The sequence below is a fragment of the Nonomuraea sp. NPDC049158 genome (assembly GCF_040648335.1).
Lineage (GTDB): Bacteria > Actinomycetota > Actinomycetes > Streptosporangiales > Streptosporangiaceae > Nonomuraea.
In genome coordinates this window covers 16639-32566 of the sequence record NZ_JBEZDM010000056.1, presented here as the reverse complement: position 1 = coordinate 32566, position 15928 = coordinate 16639, and the positions used below count along the sequence as shown (strand labels likewise).

Annotated in this window: 13 protein-coding genes; 7 read left to right on the top strand and 6 right to left on the bottom strand. The window is 67.7% G+C overall.

What is annotated here, in order from left to right:
• Positions 1 to 139 precede the first annotated feature (139 nt).
• From AB0B61_RS53785 to AB0B61_RS53770, 4 genes are all read left to right on the top strand, one after another.
• Positions 140 to 1558, top strand: a complete 1419-nt coding sequence (locus AB0B61_RS53785; RefSeq protein ID WP_358449434.1) for a carboxyl transferase domain-containing protein — start codon at positions 140 to 142, stop codon at positions 1556 to 1558.
• 30 nt (positions 1559 to 1588) lie between these two features.
• Positions 1589 to 2947, top strand: a complete 1359-nt coding sequence (ccrA, locus tag AB0B61_RS53780; protein WP_358449432.1) for a crotonyl-CoA carboxylase/reductase — start codon at positions 1589 to 1591, stop codon at positions 2945 to 2947.
• 31 nt (positions 2948 to 2978) lie between these two features.
• Positions 2979 to 3977, top strand: coding sequence for a ketoacyl-ACP synthase III (locus tag AB0B61_RS53775; RefSeq protein WP_358449430.1), 999 nt, complete (start codon positions 2979 to 2981; stop codon positions 3975 to 3977).
• Between the two features lie 124 nt (positions 3978 to 4101).
• A complete protein-coding gene (locus tag AB0B61_RS53770) occupies positions 4102 to 4962 on the top strand; it encodes a 3-hydroxybutyryl-CoA dehydrogenase (RefSeq protein ID WP_358449428.1) in 861 nt (286 codons plus the stop codon).
• Between the two features lie 30 nt (positions 4963 to 4992).
• Here the strand turns inward: AB0B61_RS53770 and AB0B61_RS53765 are convergent, their stop codons facing one another.
• Complete coding sequence (locus AB0B61_RS53765; protein ID WP_358449426.1) at positions 4993 to 5769, bottom strand: alpha/beta fold hydrolase; 777 nt, start codon at positions 5767 to 5769, stop codon at positions 4993 to 4995.
• A 462-nt stretch (positions 5770 to 6231) separates the two neighbouring features.
• Between AB0B61_RS53765 and AB0B61_RS53760 the strand changes: the two genes are divergently transcribed.
• Positions 6232 to 8985 carry an AAA family ATPase gene (locus tag AB0B61_RS53760; RefSeq protein ID WP_358449424.1) on the top strand — a complete coding sequence of 918 codons (2754 nt, stop codon included), beginning with the start codon at positions 6232 to 6234 and terminating at the stop codon, positions 8983 to 8985.
• Here AB0B61_RS53760 and AB0B61_RS53755 read toward each other — a convergent pair.
• On the bottom strand, positions 8967 to 10520 hold the full coding sequence (locus AB0B61_RS53755) for an MFS transporter (RefSeq protein ID WP_358449422.1): 1554 nt from the start codon (positions 10518 to 10520) through the stop codon (positions 8967 to 8969). The genes AB0B61_RS53760 and AB0B61_RS53755 overlap by 19 nt on opposite strands.
• 411 nt (positions 10521 to 10931) lie before the next feature.
• Here AB0B61_RS53755 and AB0B61_RS53750 point away from each other — a divergent pair, with 411 nt between their 5' ends.
• Positions 10932 to 11690 carry a TetR/AcrR family transcriptional regulator gene (locus AB0B61_RS53750; RefSeq protein ID WP_358449420.1) on the top strand — a complete coding sequence of 253 codons (759 nt, stop codon included), beginning with the start codon at positions 10932 to 10934 and terminating at the stop codon, positions 11688 to 11690.
• Between the two features lie 67 nt (positions 11691 to 11757).
• On the opposite strand, the gene AB0B61_RS53745 is transcribed toward AB0B61_RS53750, so the two are convergent.
• Positions 11758 to 12000: a DUF5988 family protein gene (locus AB0B61_RS53745; protein ID WP_358449418.1), complete on the bottom strand. Its 243-nt coding sequence runs from the start codon at positions 11998 to 12000 to the stop codon at positions 11758 to 11760.
• Positions 12001 to 12060: 60 nt separating this feature from the next.
• Positions 12061 to 12963, bottom strand: coding sequence for a glucose-1-phosphate thymidylyltransferase RfbA (gene rfbA / locus AB0B61_RS53740; protein WP_358449451.1), 903 nt, complete (start codon positions 12961 to 12963; stop codon positions 12061 to 12063).
• A gap of 267 nt (positions 12964 to 13230) precedes the next feature.
• Here rfbA and rfbB point away from each other — a divergent pair, with 267 nt between their 5' ends.
• The gene (gene rfbB, locus AB0B61_RS53735; protein ID WP_358449416.1) at positions 13231 to 14214 is read left to right on the top strand and encodes a dTDP-glucose 4,6-dehydratase; all 984 of its coding nucleotides are present in this window, start codon (positions 13231 to 13233) and stop codon (positions 14212 to 14214) included.
• A 252-nt stretch (positions 14215 to 14466) separates the two neighbouring features.
• Here the strand turns inward: rfbB and AB0B61_RS53730 are convergent, their stop codons facing one another.
• Both AB0B61_RS53730 and AB0B61_RS53725 read right to left on the bottom strand, forming a co-directional pair.
• Entirely contained in the window at positions 14467 to 14661 is a 195-nt protein-coding gene (locus tag AB0B61_RS53730; protein ID WP_357951422.1) for a ferredoxin, read from the bottom strand.
• 43 nt (positions 14662 to 14704) lie between these two features.
• The gene (locus tag AB0B61_RS53725) at positions 14705 to 15922 is read right to left on the bottom strand and encodes a cytochrome P450 (protein WP_358449414.1); all 1218 of its coding nucleotides are present in this window, start codon (positions 15920 to 15922) and stop codon (positions 14705 to 14707) included.
• Positions 15923 to 15928: the final 6 nt, after the last annotated feature.

The window sequence follows — 15928 nt, the reverse complement described above, 5'->3', positions numbered from 1 at the left end:
TGTGTGGAGATAGTGCGTAGATAAGCCTATTTTCAGCAGTCTGCTGGAATCCATCGGAAAAGTCCTCAGCGTTGGCGCTGGAGGTAGGAAACATGCGGGAACCAATAAATTCAACCCCGCGTGAGAACGGGAGACGGCGTTGACCGCCACACCGATCACGCAGGAACATTTCCCGCTCGATCAGCGGGCGCCGGCCGTACGGCTGGCCCGGCTGCTCGACGCCGACTCGGTGGTGCCCCTGCATGACCCGGACGCCAGCGGCGTGTCCGCGGCCAGTGGCCGCATAGCGGGTCACAAGGTGATCACCTTCTGCACCGACCCGGCCAACATGGGCGGCGCGCTCGGCGCCGCGGGCTGCGACAAGATCGTGTCGGCCATCGACACGGCGCTGCTCGAAGGCTGCCCGGTGATCGGCCTGTGGCACTCCGGCGGCGCCCGGCTGGCGGACGGCGTCGAGTCGATGGACGGGGTCGGGCGGATGTTCGCCGCGATGACCCGTGCCTCCGGGCGGGTGCCGCAGATCTCGGTCATCCTCGGCCCGGCGGCGGGAGCCGCCGCCTACGGTCCGGCGCTCACCGACGTGGTGATCATGTCCAGGGCCGGCCGGATGTTCGTGACCGGTCCCGACGTCGTGCGGTCCGTCACCGGTGAGCAGATCGACATGGAGTCGCTGGGCGGGGCCGAGACGCACAGCCGCAAGTCGGGCGTGGCGCACATCGTGGTCGACTCCGAGAGCGACGCGTACGAGGCCACGCGCCAGGTGACCCTGCTGCTGGCCCATCGCGCCCGCATCGAACCCCGTCTCGCCACGGCCGGGAAGGACCTGCGCTCATTGCTGCCGGAGCGGGCGCGGCGGGCCTACGACGTGCGCCCGCTGGTACGCGAGATCCTCGACGAGGGCACCCCCTTCATGGAGCTCCAGCCGCGCTGGGCCCCCAACGTCGTCGTCGGCCTGGGCCGCCTGACCGGCGGGAGCGTCGGCGTGATCGCCAACAATCCCCTGCGCATGGGCGGCTGCCTCGACTCGCTCAGCGCCGAGAAGGCCTCGCGATTCGTCCGCATGTGCAACGCGTTCGGCATTCCGCTGATCGTGCTCGTCGATGTTCCCGGCTACCTGCCCGGCGTCACCCAGGAATGGGGTGGCGTGGTCCGGCGGGGCGCCAAGCTGCTGCACGCCTTCGCCGAGGCGGCGGTCCCCCGCGTCACGCTGGTCACGCGCCAGTCGTACGGCGGGGCGTACATCGCCATGAACTCCCGCTCGCTCGGCGCGTCCGCGGTGTTCGCCTGGCCGGAGGCGAAGATCGCGGTGATGAGCGCGGAAGCGGCGGTGGGCATCCTGCACCGCAAGCGCCTGGCCGCAGCGCACGACGACGAGCGCGCGGAGCTGCGGCAGCGGCTCGTCGACGAGCACACCCTGGTCGCGGGGGGTGTCGCCCGCGCCGTGGCGCTGGGCGTCGTCGACGAAGTGATCGACCCCGCGCACACCCGGCCCAAGCTCGCCATGGCGCTCGCGGCGGCCTCGGCGACACGAGGCCGTCACGGCAACATCCCGCTGTGACCGGCTGACCACCACATCAAGAGGAGTGACATGGATCCCATGGCCGAGGCCCTGCTGGGCGGAGCCGCGCCCGGCGACCTGGCGAAGATCGCGTTGCCGAAGGAGTATCCGGCTTCTTACCTCCGGGTCGAGGACACCGAGATGTTCGCCGGTATGGAGGACAAGGACGTGCGCAAATCGCTGCGCGTCGGCCTGGTGCCCATGCCGGAGCTCGCGCCGGACGAGGTCGTGGTGGCGGTGATGGCCAGCTCGATCAACTACAACACCGTCTGGTCGGCCACCTTCGAGCCGCTGCCGACCTTCGGCTTCCTCAAGCGCTTCGGCAGGACCGGCGGATTCGCGGCGCGGCACGACCAGCCGTACCACGTGCTGGGTTCCGACGGAGCCGGGGTCATCGTCGCGGTCGGCGCGGGCGTGCGACGCTGGCAGATCGGCGACCATGTCGTGATCAGTCCGATCCAGGCCGACGACCAGGAGGCGGCGACCCACGAGGACGGCATGCTCGGCGCCGAGCAGCGGGTCTGGGGATTCGAGACCAACTTCGGCGGGCTGGCGCACTACACCCTGGCGCGGGCCAGTCAGCTGGCGCCCAAGCCGGCGCACCTGACCTGGGAAGAGGCCGCCTGCGTCACGCTGTGCGCGGGCACGGTCTACCGCATGCTGGTCAGCCACCGGGGCGCCCGGATGAAACAGGGCGACATCGTCCTCATCTGGGGCGCGGCCGGCGGCCTCGGCGCGTACGCCGTGCAGATGGTGAAGAACGGCGGCGGCATCCCCGTGGGCGTCGTCGGCTCGGACTCGAAGGCCGAGATCCTGCGCAGCCTCGGCTGCGACGTCATCATCAACCGCAACGAGATCGGGATGACCGACGACATCGACAGCACGCCCGAACAGGCGATCGCGCTGGGCAAGCGCCTGGGAGCGGCCATCCGCGCGGCGGTCGGCGAGGATCCGCACATCGTCATGGACTACGTGGGCAGGGCGACGTTCGCCACCTCGGTGTTCGTGGTCCGCCGGGGCGGCTCGGTCGTCACCTGCGGCTCCAGCACCGGATTCCAGCACCACTACGACAACCGGTATCTCTGGATGCACCTCAAGCGCATCATCGGCAGCCATGCGGCGAACCTGCAGGAGGTGCGGGAGTGCGTGCGGCTGTTCGACCTCGGGATGGTGATGCCGACCCTGTCGACGGTCTATCCGCTGGACGAGGTCGCGGAGGCCACCCGGCTGGTGCAGACCAACGGCCACATCGGCAAGGTCGGGGTGCTGTGCATGGCGCCCGAGTCCGGGCTGGGCGTCACCGATCCCGCGCGGCGCGCCGAGATCGGCGAGCGGCGGCTCAATCCGCTGCGCGGCCTGGCGGACGCCGCCCCCGCGGCGCTGGCGTAGGCGTGGCTTCCAGGAGAAGGCGGAGCTGACAGTGGCCGGACACACTACCGGGATCCTGGCGACCGGTTCGTACCTCCCCGAGGAGGAGGTCGCCAACGAGGACCTGGCGGAGCGGGCGGGCGTCGACGCGGAATGGATCCTGCGCAAGACGCAGATCGGGTTCCGCCGGCGCGCCGCGGCGCACGAGGCGACCTCGGACCTCGCCGTACAGGCCAGCCTGGACGCGTTGCGGCGCGCCGACATCGACGTGGACCGCATCGGCTACATCATCGTGGCGACCTCCACCGGCGACTTCCCCCAGCCCCCGACGTCGTACCTCGTGCAGGACGCGCTGGGCGCGCGGTCCGCCGCCTGTTTCGACATCAACATCGTCTGCAGCGGATTCGTGTACGGGCTCGCCATCGCCGACAGTCTCATCGCCCGCCGCCCGGACACCTACGCCCTGGTCATCGGCGCCGACCTGTACAGCAGGCAGCTCGACTTCACCGACCGCCGCACCTCCGTGCTGTTCGGCGACGGGTCCGGCGTCGCCATCGTCGGCACGGTGCCCGAGCCCTCGGGGTTCATCGACTTCGAGCTGTCCAGCCACGGCGCCGCCCATCCGCTCATCGGCGTCAAGGCGGGCGGCAGCAGGCATCCGGCCTCTCTCCAGACCGTCGCGGACGGCGAGCACTACTTCAGGATGGACGGGCGCGGAGTGACGGAGTTCGTGCTGGAGCACGTTCCGCCCGCGATGAAGAGCCTGGTGGGCCGCGCCGGGTTCGGGCTGGACGAGATCGACACGTTCGTCCCTCATCAGGCGAACGGCCGCCTGCTGACGGAGCTGGTCGAGCGCTGCGGCCTCACCGGCTCGCACACTCCGCGCACCCTCGAGAGGTACGGCAACATGGGCAGCGCCTCCGTGGCCGTCGCGCTCGATGAGGCGAATCGGTCAGGAATCCTCAAACAGGACGATCTCGTCTTGCTCGCCGGCTTCGGCGGGGGGATGTCGGTGGGCGCCTGCCTGCTCCGCTGGACGACCAGAGCTTAACGACCAGAGCTTGACGACCAGAGCTTGACGACCAGAGCTTGACGACCAGAGCTTGAGGACCAGAGCTTGAGGACCAGAGCTTTGACGATCAGAACATGACGGCCAGAGCAGCACGGGAGGCGAGATGACCCAGTTCGACAGGATCGGCATCGTGGGATGCGGGGTGATGGGCTCCGGCCTCGCCGACGTGTGCGCCCGCGCGGGCCTCGACGTACGGGTGGCGGTCTCCACGGAGGCGTCCGTGGCCCACGGGCGGCGGCGCCTGGTCAGGTCACTCGACCGCGGCCTGCGCAAGGGGACGATCACCGAGGAGGAACGGGACGCGGCGGTGGGCCGTGTCGTCTTCACCGCGGATCTCAACGATCTCGGCGATCGGCAGATCGTCTTCGAGACCGTCCCCGAGACGGAGTCGACCAAGCTCGACCTGTTCGGCGCGCTGGACAAGATCGTGGAATCGCCCGACGCCATCCTGGCGTCGAACACGTCGTCCATTCCGATCATCAGGCTCGCGCGCGCGACCGGCCGGCCCGGCCAGGTCATCGGCGTGCACTTCTTCAACCCCGTTCCTGTGCTGGCGCTGGTGGAGCTGACCGGGTCGCTCCTCACGACGGACCAGACCAAGGCCCGGGCCGAGGCGTTCGTCACCGGAACGCTCGGCAAGCAGGTGATCCACTCTGCGGATCGTGCGGGTTTCGTGGTGAACGCCCTGCTGATCCCCTATCTCCTGGCGGCCATGAGGATGGTGGAGTCCGGGTTCGCCACCGCGGAGGTCGTCGACCGGGGCATGGTGCTGGGGTGCTCACATCCGATGGGCCCCCTGAGCCTGGCCGACCTGATCGGGCTCGACACGGTGGCCTCCATCGCGGACGCGCTGTACGCCGAGTTCAAGGAGCCGAGCTACTCACCGCCGCCGGTCCTGCTGCGCATGGTGGAGGGCGGCCTGCTGGGCAGGAAGTCCGGTCGCGGCTTCTACGACTATTCGTAGGCTCTTCTCGTACGCGGGGGCTTACGGGCCTCAGCGGCCCGCCCGGGCCGCGTTCAGCGCCCCGTTCATCCGGTCGACGACGAGGGGGATGACCTCCGCCGCGTGCTCCACGAGATAGAAGTGATCACCGGGGAACGTACGTAGCTCGAATCCGGCCGTGGTGTGGTCGCCCCATGCCCGGGCCTCATCGTGGTCGACCTTGGGATCGTCCTCGCCTCTGAGAGCGACGACGGGACAGGACAGCCGCGGCCCGGGCAGGTAGCGATAGGTGTCCACCGCCCGGTAGTCGCCTCTGAGCGCCGGCAGGATCGCCTGCACGAACTCGTCGTCTCCGAGCACCTGCGCGTCGGTGCCGCCGAGCCCGCGCAGCTCGGCCAGGAGCCATTCGTCCGAGCGCCGCCCAGCGAAGCCGGGGCGCAGCGCCGACGGTGCCGGTCGCCCCGAGGCGAACAGCGCCAGAGGGTACGTACCCTCCCGTTCGAGCCTGCGGGCCACCTCGAAGGCGACGGTAGCGCCCATGCTGTGCCCGAACAGCCCCATGGGCATACCGGTCCACGGCCGCAGCATCTCCACGACGCGATCGGCCAGTTCCCCGATGCTCTCGACACACGGCTCACCGCGCCGGTCCTGCCTGCCGGGGAACTGGACCGCCAGGACCTCCATCGAGGCCGGCGTCATCCGCGAGACCGGGAAATAGAAGCTGGCCGAGCCGCCGGCGTGCGGCAGGCAGACGAGCACGGACGACGCCTCGGGCGAAGGGTGGTAATGCCGGATCCAGGCTTCACCGGTGCTTACCGCGTCACTCACAGCAATCCCTTTCTCGGCTCGTTTTTCGGGCTGGCGCAAATCAAGAAAAGCAGTGGACTTTATCTACGAAACTTCACCTCGCGCCGCACCGCGCGGTGAAATCTCTCGGTAGCCGCCCACATTCGGCCGACCCTCTTTGCGATGAACAGGAGAATAACTCATTCAGCCCCGCCGCGCGGACAAGGAGACCCCTAGATTCATCCGCCGGGTAAGGGCCATTGAGGGGTAGTCCACATCGGGCAGCCGACCTCGGCGTCCCAGCCCGAAACCACAGGCCCACCGTGACGAAATGATGAAATAGCCGAGACGCAATGTGATGAAATCCACCGCCACTCCCAGGGTTGTCCAAATGTATTGACAAGTGCCGTGGCGGCCGTAGGAGAATGTTTCTCAAGGGTCTGTGCAAGGATCGGGATGGGGCACGATCCCTCATACCGCGTTAGGGGACGAACGGGAATCACGATGACCCTCATCGAGCGTGACCAAGAAATCACGGATCTGGACAACCTGCTCACCGATTGCCTACAAGGCAAGGGACGGGTCATGGTGATCACCGGACCCACCGGAGTCGGCAAGACCGAACTCGCCTACACCTTCAGCCAGCGCGCCGCCGCGGGCGGCGTCACCTGGTTGAGCGCCACCTGCTCACGAGCCGACCGCAACCTGCCGCTCGGGATGGCCAGCCAGAGCTTTCACAGCGCGGCGCTGCCGATCGAGCACGCCTCGGAGGCGGCCCGGCTGATCGAGGAGGCCGCCTTCAGCGCTAAATCCATCGACACCTCGGCGCACAATCCCGACTGGCTGCACACCATCCAGGGACTGTGGTCGATAGTCCTGGAGCTCTCCACGAGTGCGCCGGTGCTCATCACCGTCGACGACGTCGAATATTCGGACGCATTGTCGTGGCAACTCCTGCTCAATTTCGTACAGCGTCTCAACAATGCGAACGTGTTCGTCGTGGTGACCGCGACCGAGAATCCGCAGGGCATGGATCCGCTCATCGAAGTGGATCTGATGCGCCATCCGCACTGCCAGCACATGAGATTGGGCACGCTTTCCCAGGAAGGCGTCACGAAGATGCTCTGCAAATCCATGGACCAGGATACGGCGGAAAAACTCGGTCCTGATTTCCATGCGGCCGGCGGTGGCAACCCCTTACTTGTCGAGGCATTGGTGGAGGACTATTTACACGAGTCCGGCGAATCTAATGCCCTGGTCATCGGCGATGCCTTCTCCAGGTCGGTGCGCGCCCTGCTCCATCGCACCGACCCGACCTCGCTGCGCACCGCTCGTGGCCTCGCCGTGCTCGGCGACCTCGCCTTTCCCAACCTGCTTGCCGAATTAATCGAACTTCCGCCGGCGACCGTGCAGCAGACCCTTAACCATCTCGCCGCCGTCGGAATCACCGATGGACAGCACTTCTGCCATCCTGAAACCCGGTCCGCCGTGCTCGACGACCTCGACCCCGAAGAGCGCAGAGAGATGCACCGGCGCGCGGCCCGGCTGCTCCACACGGAGGGAGCGGCGAGCACCGCGGTCGCCGAGCACCTCATCCACGCCTCCGACTGCCCGGAGCCATGGGCGACGGTGGAGCTGCGTGAAGCCGCCGATCAGACGCTGCTCAACGACGAGCACGAGTTCGCGATCCAATGCCTGAAACTGGCGATCGCCTTCTGCCACGACGACGCGCGCCGGGCGTCCCTGCGGGCCTCGCTCGCGCGTGCGGAGTGGCTGATCAACCCCGCGGCCACCACCCAGCATCTCGACCATCTGATGTCGATCGCGCGACAGGGCGGGCTCGGGTTCGACGACCTTCGCATGCTGCTGAGGTTCTTCCTATGGCACGGACGGCTTGAAGAAGCCGGGGACGTGCTTCGGCGGCTGAACGCCGTGGCCGCCGAATCGGGCGAGAAAGACATGCGGATGCGGCTGGAAGTCACGCATCAGTGGTTGTCCACCGCCTTTCCCTCGCTTCTCCTGGAGGTCGCGGACGCCCCTTCCGGCACCCCCAAGCCGGGAGTCCCCGGCGTATCTCCCCTTCAGGGGGCCGCCCTATTGTCACGCTTCCTGCGAACGGACGAGAATGAGCAAAAGATCGATACCGCCGAACGCGTCCTGCAGTCCACCACCCTGGACGACTCGAACCTTGAAGCCGTAGAATCCTCTCTTTTCACATTGCTCTACTCCGATCAGGCGGATCGGGCGGCACCACTCTGCGATGTCTTGTACGAAGAAGCCGTCCAACGGCGCTCCCCCACCTGGCGCGCCGTGCTGGCCGGCGTCCGGGCGCACATCGCCATTCGCCATGGAGATCTCTCGATAGCCGTTAAATATGCCTCTATAGCGTTGGACGTACTACCGCGCCGGAGCCTGGGGATTCATATCGCCCTGCCGCTGGCCGCCTTGATCCGGGTCAACACCGAAATGGGGAAGTTCGACGTCGCGGCGCGCCTCCTGCGACACCCCGTACCCACGGCGATCTATCAGACCCGGTTCGGGCTGCACTATCTCCAGGCACGGGCCCATTTCCACCTGGCGACGGGCCTTTCGCACGCGGCGCTCAGCGACTTCCTGAGCTGCGGGCGGCTGATGCGGGCCTGGAACCTCGACACGCCCGTGCTGGTGCCCTGGCGACAGGGTGCGGCCGCCGCGCACCTGCAGATGGGCCAGCTGAACCAGGCGAGAGGCTTCCTCCAGGAGCCCTATGATCTGCCCGGCGGCGACTCGCTCAGGGCGAGAGGGGCCACGCTGCGACTGCTGGCCGCCATCGGCGACCTCAAGAAGCGGCCGGCCCTGCTCAGGGAGGCCGTGGACATGCTCCAGGACGCGGGAGACCGCCTGGAGATGGCCTACGCGCTCGTCGATCTGACCCATGCCTTCAACGAGATCGGCGAACTCCACAAGGCCAGGATGATCGGATACTGGGCCGACAGAGTGGCCGACGAATGCCAGGCCGAGCCGCTGCGCTGGGCGGTGCGGCAGGACGATCCGGCCGAGCAGGAGGCGGAGACCCCGGAGAGCATGGGCCTGCTGAGCGACGCCGAGCAGCGGGTCGCCTCTCTCGCCGCGCTGGGCTACACCAACCGGGAGATCTCCCGGAAGATCTACATCACGATCAGCACCGTCGAGCAGCATCTGACCCGCATCTACCGCAAGCTCAACGTGCGTGGCAGAAGAGACCTGCCCTCGCAGTTCTCCTATGTCGAACTCCGCTGATCCCGCATCGCCTCATCGGGGCTCTTCTCCTCGAGGGACACCCGCCGGAGCTGGACGGTGGCCAGGATCGCCGTGGCCACCAGGATGGCCGTGCCCGACAGCGCGGCCACCCGCATGCCCTCGGTGAAGGCCGTACGCGCCGCCTGGAGGAGGGCTCCCTGCGCGGAGCCCGACAGCTGGGCCGCCACCTCGACCGCCCCGCCGAGCGTCTCACGCGCCGTCTGGGCGGCCTCACCGGGCAGGTCGGCGGGCACCTCGAACGTCCAGCGGTAGATCGCCAGGCCCAGGCTGCCCAGGACGGCGACGCCGAGCGCGGCGCCGAACTCGGTGCCGGCCTCCAGCACCGCCGACGCCGAACCGGCCCGCTCCGGCGGCGCCACCGCGATCACCAGGTCCGAGGCCACCGCCTGTACGGCACCGAGGCCCAAGCCCAGCAGGCCCAGTCCGATCACGAGTGTCTGCACGCCCGGCTCGCCTTCGAGCTGCGAGAGCACCGCGAACCCCAGACCGGCGACGAACATGCCGCCGCCGATGACGAACCCGGGACGGACCCAGCGCACCACCACCACGGCCAGCATCGACCCGACGAGGGCCATCCCCGCGGCGGGCAGCGTCAGTATCCCCGCGACGAACGGGCGCAGCCCCAGCACCAGCTGCAGGTACTGGGCGATGAAGTAGAACAGTCCCATCAGGGCGAAGATCGCGAGCGTGCTCGTGATCAGCGAGATGCCGAAGGCCCGCTCCGCGAACAGGCGCAGGTCGAGCATCGGGTCGGCCAGCGTGCGCTGCCGCCAGATGAACGAGGCGCCGGCGGCCAGGCCCACGGCCATGGCCAGCGCGGCCGTCGGGGTCACGCCCTGCTCGGCGATGTCCTTCACCCCGTAGACGATCGGGAGCACGGCCACCAGCGACAGCGCGGTGCTCCACAGGTCGAGCCGGCCCGCCCGCGGATCGCGATACTCCGGCAGCAGGATGGGACCGAGCACCAGCAGCAGGACCATGATCGGCACGTTGATCAGGAACACCGAGCCCCACCAGAATCTCTCCAGCATCCACCCGCCCACGATCGGGCCGAGCACGCTGCCCCCGGAGAACCCGGCCGCCCAGATCGCTATGGCCAGCCGGCGCTGCCGCGGCTGGTGGAACATGTTGCGGATCAACGCCAGGGTGGACGGCATGAGCGTGGCGGCCGCCGCCCCTTGCAGGGCGCGCAGGACGATGAGCATCTCGGCGCTGGGCGCGTAGGCGGCCGCGGCGGAGGTGATGCCGAAGACGGCGGCGCCGAGGAGCAGCAGGCGCCGGCGGCCGATCCTGTCGCCGAGCGTGCCCATGACGAGCAGCAGGCCCGCCAGCCAGAAGGCGTAGATGTCGACGATCCAGAGCAGTTCGGACCCGCTCGGCTTGAGATCCGCGCTGAGGAACGGCAGCGCGAAGTAGAGGACCGTGACGGTGATTGAGATCAGCAGGACGGGTAGGACCAGAACCGCCAGTCCCACCCACTCCCGTCGTCCAGCGGTCGTCGAAGCCGTTTCCATCCCATACTCCTCGGATAGCGGGTACGCGTGCATACGACGTACTCAGACCTGCCTTCGACCGACTTCAAGATCTTTGTCGAGGAATAAATTCCGACAAAGCGACACCAACGGGTATATATCACGCAATTTCGGTGGCGGTCGGGGGCATTTCATCACACTTGTTGATCAGTTTCATCACGACTTCGTGTGATATAATTTCACTACATATCAATATGCGCGTGACAAAATCTGTGAGGCCAGATGCTCACCTGCGCACAATGCGGCAGACCGTTGTATGCCGCACCTCGGGGGCGACGTCCGCGATACTGCTCGCGGTCGTGCCAGGGGCGGGCATACAGAGCGCGTGTGGCGGCACGCGCGCTGCCCTGCTCCGAAGGGCCACTTTCTGAAGGGCCCCCCGCGGAGCCGGTCATGGAAGCCGACAAGCCCACCAAGCCCGAGACGGTCCCGCGGGAGCCTCGCGAAGGGCTCACTCTCGAACGGATCGTGGGCACCGGCATCGAGATCGCCGACACCGAAGGCCTGGAGACGCTGTCCATGCGCCGGGTGGCGGCGGACCTTGGTGTCGGCACGATGTCTCTCTACCGATACGTGTCGAGCAAGGACGCCTTGATCGAATTGATGGTCGATCGCGTACACGGCGAGGACAAGAATCTGGCGCCCGTTCCGGCCGACTGGCGCTCGCGGCTCGAACTGTCCGCGCTGCGGGAGTGGCGACTCTATTCGCGGCACCCATGGGTGCTGCAGGTCATCGCGACCCCGCAACCGCCGCTCGGGCCGAACATTCTGGCCGACCTCGAACGGGCCATGGGCGCCTTGGACGGCCTCGGCCTCGATCCGGTGATGATGCACTGGGTGACCATCGCCGTAAGCGCTCAGGTACAAGGTGCCGCCCTGCTTCGCGTCAGCGAATGGGAGGCGGAGCGGCGCACCGGCGTCACCACCCGGCAGTGGCGCGCGGCCAAGATGCCGATGCTGTCGGAGATCCTCGAATCCGGGCAGTTCCCCATGCTGTCGAGCCTGCTGGAGAGACAGGAGGAAGTGGCCCACATCGACGAATGGCTCTGGTTCAGTCTTCGCCGCCTGCTGGACGGGGTGGCCGTCTTCGTCGAGGAGCGGGAGAATTCCGGCTCGGCCGACATCGGACCGGGTCTGCGAAAGGCGCTGTGAGACCCGGGGCTCGGAAAGACGCGGTGCGCCCCGAGTCGCGGAAAGGCGCGGTGCGCCTTGGGCCGGTTCATTCGGCGACTTTGGTCCGCGTGGTCCACCGAAAGAGCGGCGGGCCGCCGGACTCCGGCGACGCGCCGACCCGTTCGAAATGCTCGTACCCGCCATTGCGCGGAATCTTTATCTTTCCATCCGAGACCACGTCGTGCATGACGCGGAGAGTGCGCGGGACATCGGCGGGGCCGCCTTCGAGCGCGACCTCCACGGGTCCGCGGCCGGGGAGGGGTGCGGCCGCGGACGAGGGAATGGTCATGTCAGGTACCTCCGGTGATCGTGGCCGGGGGTGGCCGGCCATCGGCGATCTCTAGGGGTTCTAGGAGAATGATCCGGCCGGTTGACGGGCGTGGCGGAACTCGGTGGCGAGGGCGCAGACGTACCGGCCGTAGCTGGAGGGCAGGAGTTCCGCGCCGAGGCGGTGGCACTGCTCGGCGTCGATGTAGCCCATCCGCAGCGCGATCTCCTCGATGCAGGCGATGCGTACGCCCTGCCGGGCCTCGAGCATGTGAACGTACTGGCTCGCCTGCAGGATGGAGTCGGGCGTGCCCGCGTCGAGCCAGGCGAACCCTCGGCCGAGTTCGACGAACTTCGCCTTGCCGCGGTCGAGATACACCCGGTTGACATCGGTGATCTCGAGCTCTCCGCGAGCGGACGGCTGGACGTTCTTGGCGATGTCGATGACGTCGTTGTCGTAGAGATAAAGGCCGACGACGGCGCAGTTGGAGCGCGGGTGCGCGGGTTTCTCCTCGATCGAGATGAGCCCGCCGAGCGCGTCTCTCTCGGCGATGGCGTAGCGCTCGGGATCGCTGACCGGATGGCCGAACAACACGCAGCCGTCCACGTCCGCGGTGTTCTCCTGGAGGATGTCGTAGAACGAATTTCCGTGGAAGATGTTGTCGCCGAGCACGAGCGCCACGGAATCGTCGCCGATATGGTCGGCGCCGAGAATGAAGGCGTCGGCCAGGCCGACGGGCTCGTCCTGGCGGGCGTAGCTGATGTCGAGCCCGAGGTGGGAGCCGTCGCGCAGCAGACGTGCCAGGTTCGGCAGGTCCTCCGGGGTAGAGATCACCAGGATCTCTCTGATATTCGCCAGCATGAGCACGGACAAGGGATAATAGATCATCGGCTTGTCGTTCACCGGCAGCAGCTGTTTCGAGACCGCGAGCGTAATAGGATACAACCGGGTCCCGTGCCCGCCGGCCAGAATTATGCCTTTCACGAAATACCCTTCGTCAGGGAAAACCGGTAGCCGGAGTCGATATTCGTGCACCGAGCATCACACCGCAGCACATCGGAATGGACTCCAAGAGGACCCTCGTTCACCCCCTAGCCATCCCCCCGCGCCCCCCTATGTCGGCCACTAAAGGGTTGCGCCCGGTTTACCGGCGATATGATTTCCCCGGCGAAAGACAGATCGTGACCGCGCTGTGCGGGGGAAGCGGCGTCCGGTTCTGGAAGCCTGCATGACCGAGGAGGAGATCACCCGATGCGGATCCTGGTGACGGGCGGCGCCGGCTTCATCGGCTCCCACTACGTGCGCACCCTGCTCGACGAGGCCGACGGGGACGCGGAGATCACCGTCCTCGACAAGCTCACCTACGCCGGCAATCCGGCGAATCTCGAGCAGGTCCGTACGAACGAGAGGTTCACCTTCGTCCAGGGCGACATATGCGACACGCGACTCGTCGACCCGCTCGTCGCCCGCCACGACCAGGTGGTCCACTTCGCGGCCGAGTCCCATGTCGACCGGTCCATCATGGGCGCCACCGAGTTCGTGCGCACCAATGTGACCGGCACCCAGACCCTGCTCGACGCGGCGGTCCGCGGCGGGCTGGCGACGTTCGTGCACGTCTCCACCGACGAGGTCTACGGCTCGGTCGAGGCGGGCTCCTCGCTCGAGACCGACGCGCTGCGGCCCAGCTCCCCGTACTCCGCCTCGAAGGCGGCCTCCGACCTGCTCGCCCTGGCCTATCACCGCACCCACGGTCTCGACGTACGGGTGACCCGTTGCTCCAACAACTACGGCCACCATCACTTCCCCGAGAAGATCATCCCCCTGTTCATCACCAATCTGCTCGACGGCCGGCGGGTGCCGCTGTACGGCGACGGGGGCAACACCCGCGACTGGCTGCACATCGACGACCATGTGCGGGGCATCGAACTGGTCCGTACCGCAGGCCGTCCCGGCGAGATCTACAACATCGGCGGCGGCACCGAGCTCACCAACAGGGAGCTCACCGGCCTGCTCCTCAAAGCCTGTGACGCCGACTGGGACCAGGTCTCCTACGTCGAGGACCGCAAGGGCCACGACCTCCGCTACTCGGTCGACTGCACCAAGGCCCGCACTGAGCTGGGCTATCGACCACGCAAGGACTTCGACACCGGCCTGGCGGAGACCGTCACCTGGTACCGGGACAATCGCACCTGGTGGGAGCCACTCCTGCCCGACCGCACACCGCCAGACGCGTGACGACGAGCCACGGACGCCGTGGTGGCCGGATCGGCGCTCGAGTACGTCCGGCGCTCACGGCGGCCCGGTCCACCACGTCGTCCGCTCGCGCCAGCCAACGTCCCTGGGGCGTCAGCCGCTCGCAGTAGCCGGTTCGGTGGTCGGATGCGTCGGGCGCTCGTGGACTACCGAAGGACCCGAAGGATAAACCTCCAGGTCAGACGGTCGCCGCAGCGGCGCCCCGTCGCGCGTGTGGGGGCGCCGGTTCGGGTGTCAGTCCTCGATGTGGATGGCCAGCGCCGGGCAGACCACCGCGGCATGCCTGACGTCGGCGGCCTGCTCCGCCGGCGGGTCCGGGTTGAGCAGCACCACGATGCCGTCCTCGTCGCGCTGGTCGAACACCTCCGCGGCGGCGACCACGCACTGTCCGGAAGCGACGCACTTGTCCTGGTCGATGATGACCTTCATGGGATCCTCTTGGTTGTCGTCGTGGGTGCCGTACGGGGGAAGGTCACCAGGTCACGGGGAGTTCGTAGACCCCGTACACGGACCCGTCGTGCTTGAACGGGATCTGGTCCAGGTCGGCGGCCAGCCGCAGGGTGGGGATGCGCCGATAGAGGGTGCTGTAGACGACCTGCAGCTCCATGCGGGCCAGCGGCTGGCCCAGGCACTGGTGGATGCCGAAGCCGAAGGCCACGTGGTGGCGGGCGTCGCGCTGGAGGTCGAGCCGGTCGGGGTCGGTGAAGGCGTCGGGGTCGCGGTTGCCGATGTCGTTGGGCATGATCAGCCCCTCACCGGCGCGGATGACCTGGCCGGCGATCTCGATGTCCGCCAGCACCGCCCGGCGCCGCCCGTTGTGCGTGATGTGCAGGTAGCGCAGCAGTTCCTCCACCGCTGAGGTGACCAGCTTCTGATCCGCCGTCTCACGCAGGAGGGTCAGCTGGTCGGGGTGTTCCAGCAGGGCTAGCGTGCCGAGCGCGATCATGTTCGCGGTCGTCTCGTGCCCGGCGATCAGCAGCAGCACCCCGATCCCGGCCGCGTCCCGCTGGGACAACTCCCCGGCCTTGACCCGCTCGGTCAGCCCGGACAGCAGGTCGTCGCCGGGGTTGGCGAGCTTCTCGCTCAGCAGGGTGTCCAGGTAGCCGGCCAGCCGGCCGAGGGCGGCCGCCCGCTGCTCGGGGTCGGCGTCCCGGTTGATGATGGTCTTGCTGTTGTCCTGGAAGAAGTCGTGGTCGGCGTACGGTACACCGAGCAGTTCGCAGATCACCAGCGACGGCACCGGCAGCGCGAACGCCTCCACCAGGTCGACCGGCTTCGGACCGGCCAGCAGGTCGTCGATCAGGTCGTCCACGATCTTCTGTACGGCCGGCCGCATCGCCTCCACCCGCTTGATGGTGAACGGCGCCGTCACCATCCGCCGCAGCCGGGCATGCTCGGGATCGTCCATCATGATGAAGCTGATCGGCGAGCCCGAGCCGACGAGGGCGGTCGGGCTCGGATAACCGGGCTGGTAGGCGTCGGCGCTGACCCTCGGGTCGGCCAGCAGCGCCCGCTGATCGGCGTAGCGGGTCACCAGCCACGGGGTGCTGCCGTCCCAGAGGCGGACCTTGGTGAGCGGGCCCTCCTTCTGCTTCGCCTGGAGCGCCGGGGGCGGATCGAACGGGCAGCCGGCCGCCCTCGTCATCGGGTATTCCGGGATCTCGGCCGGGGAGTCCAACGTACTGGTCATCAGTTT

Excerpts from the sequence above, each read along its gene's own strand:
- ccrA (WP_358449432.1), top strand. The coding sequence starts at position 1,589 with ATGGATCCCATGGCCGAGGCCCTGCTGGGCGGAGCCGCGCCCGGCGAC.
- AB0B61_RS53770 (WP_358449428.1), top strand. The coding sequence starts at position 4,102 with ATGACCCAGTTCGACAGGATCGGCATCGTGGGATGCGGGGTGATGGGC.
- AB0B61_RS53760 (WP_358449424.1), top strand. The coding sequence starts at position 6,232 with ATGACCCTCATCGAGCGTGACCAAGAAATCACGGATCTGGACAACCTG.
- AB0B61_RS53755 (WP_358449422.1), bottom strand. The coding sequence starts at position 10,520 with ATGGAAACGGCTTCGACGACCGCTGGACGACGGGAGTGGGTGGGACTG.
- AB0B61_RS53750 (WP_358449420.1), top strand. The coding sequence starts at position 10,932 with ATGGAAGCCGACAAGCCCACCAAGCCCGAGACGGTCCCGCGGGAGCCT.
- AB0B61_RS53745 (WP_358449418.1), bottom strand. The coding sequence starts at position 12,000 with ATGACCATTCCCTCGTCCGCGGCCGCACCCCTCCCCGGCCGCGGACCC.
- rfbB (WP_358449416.1), top strand. The coding sequence starts at position 13,231 with ATGCGGATCCTGGTGACGGGCGGCGCCGGCTTCATCGGCTCCCACTAC.
- AB0B61_RS53730 (WP_357951422.1), bottom strand. The coding sequence starts at position 14,661 with ATGAAGGTCATCATCGACCAGGACAAGTGCGTCGCTTCCGGACAGTGC.
- AB0B61_RS53725 (WP_358449414.1), bottom strand. The coding sequence starts at position 15,922 with ATGACCAGTACGTTGGACTCCCCGGCCGAGATCCCGGAATACCCGATG.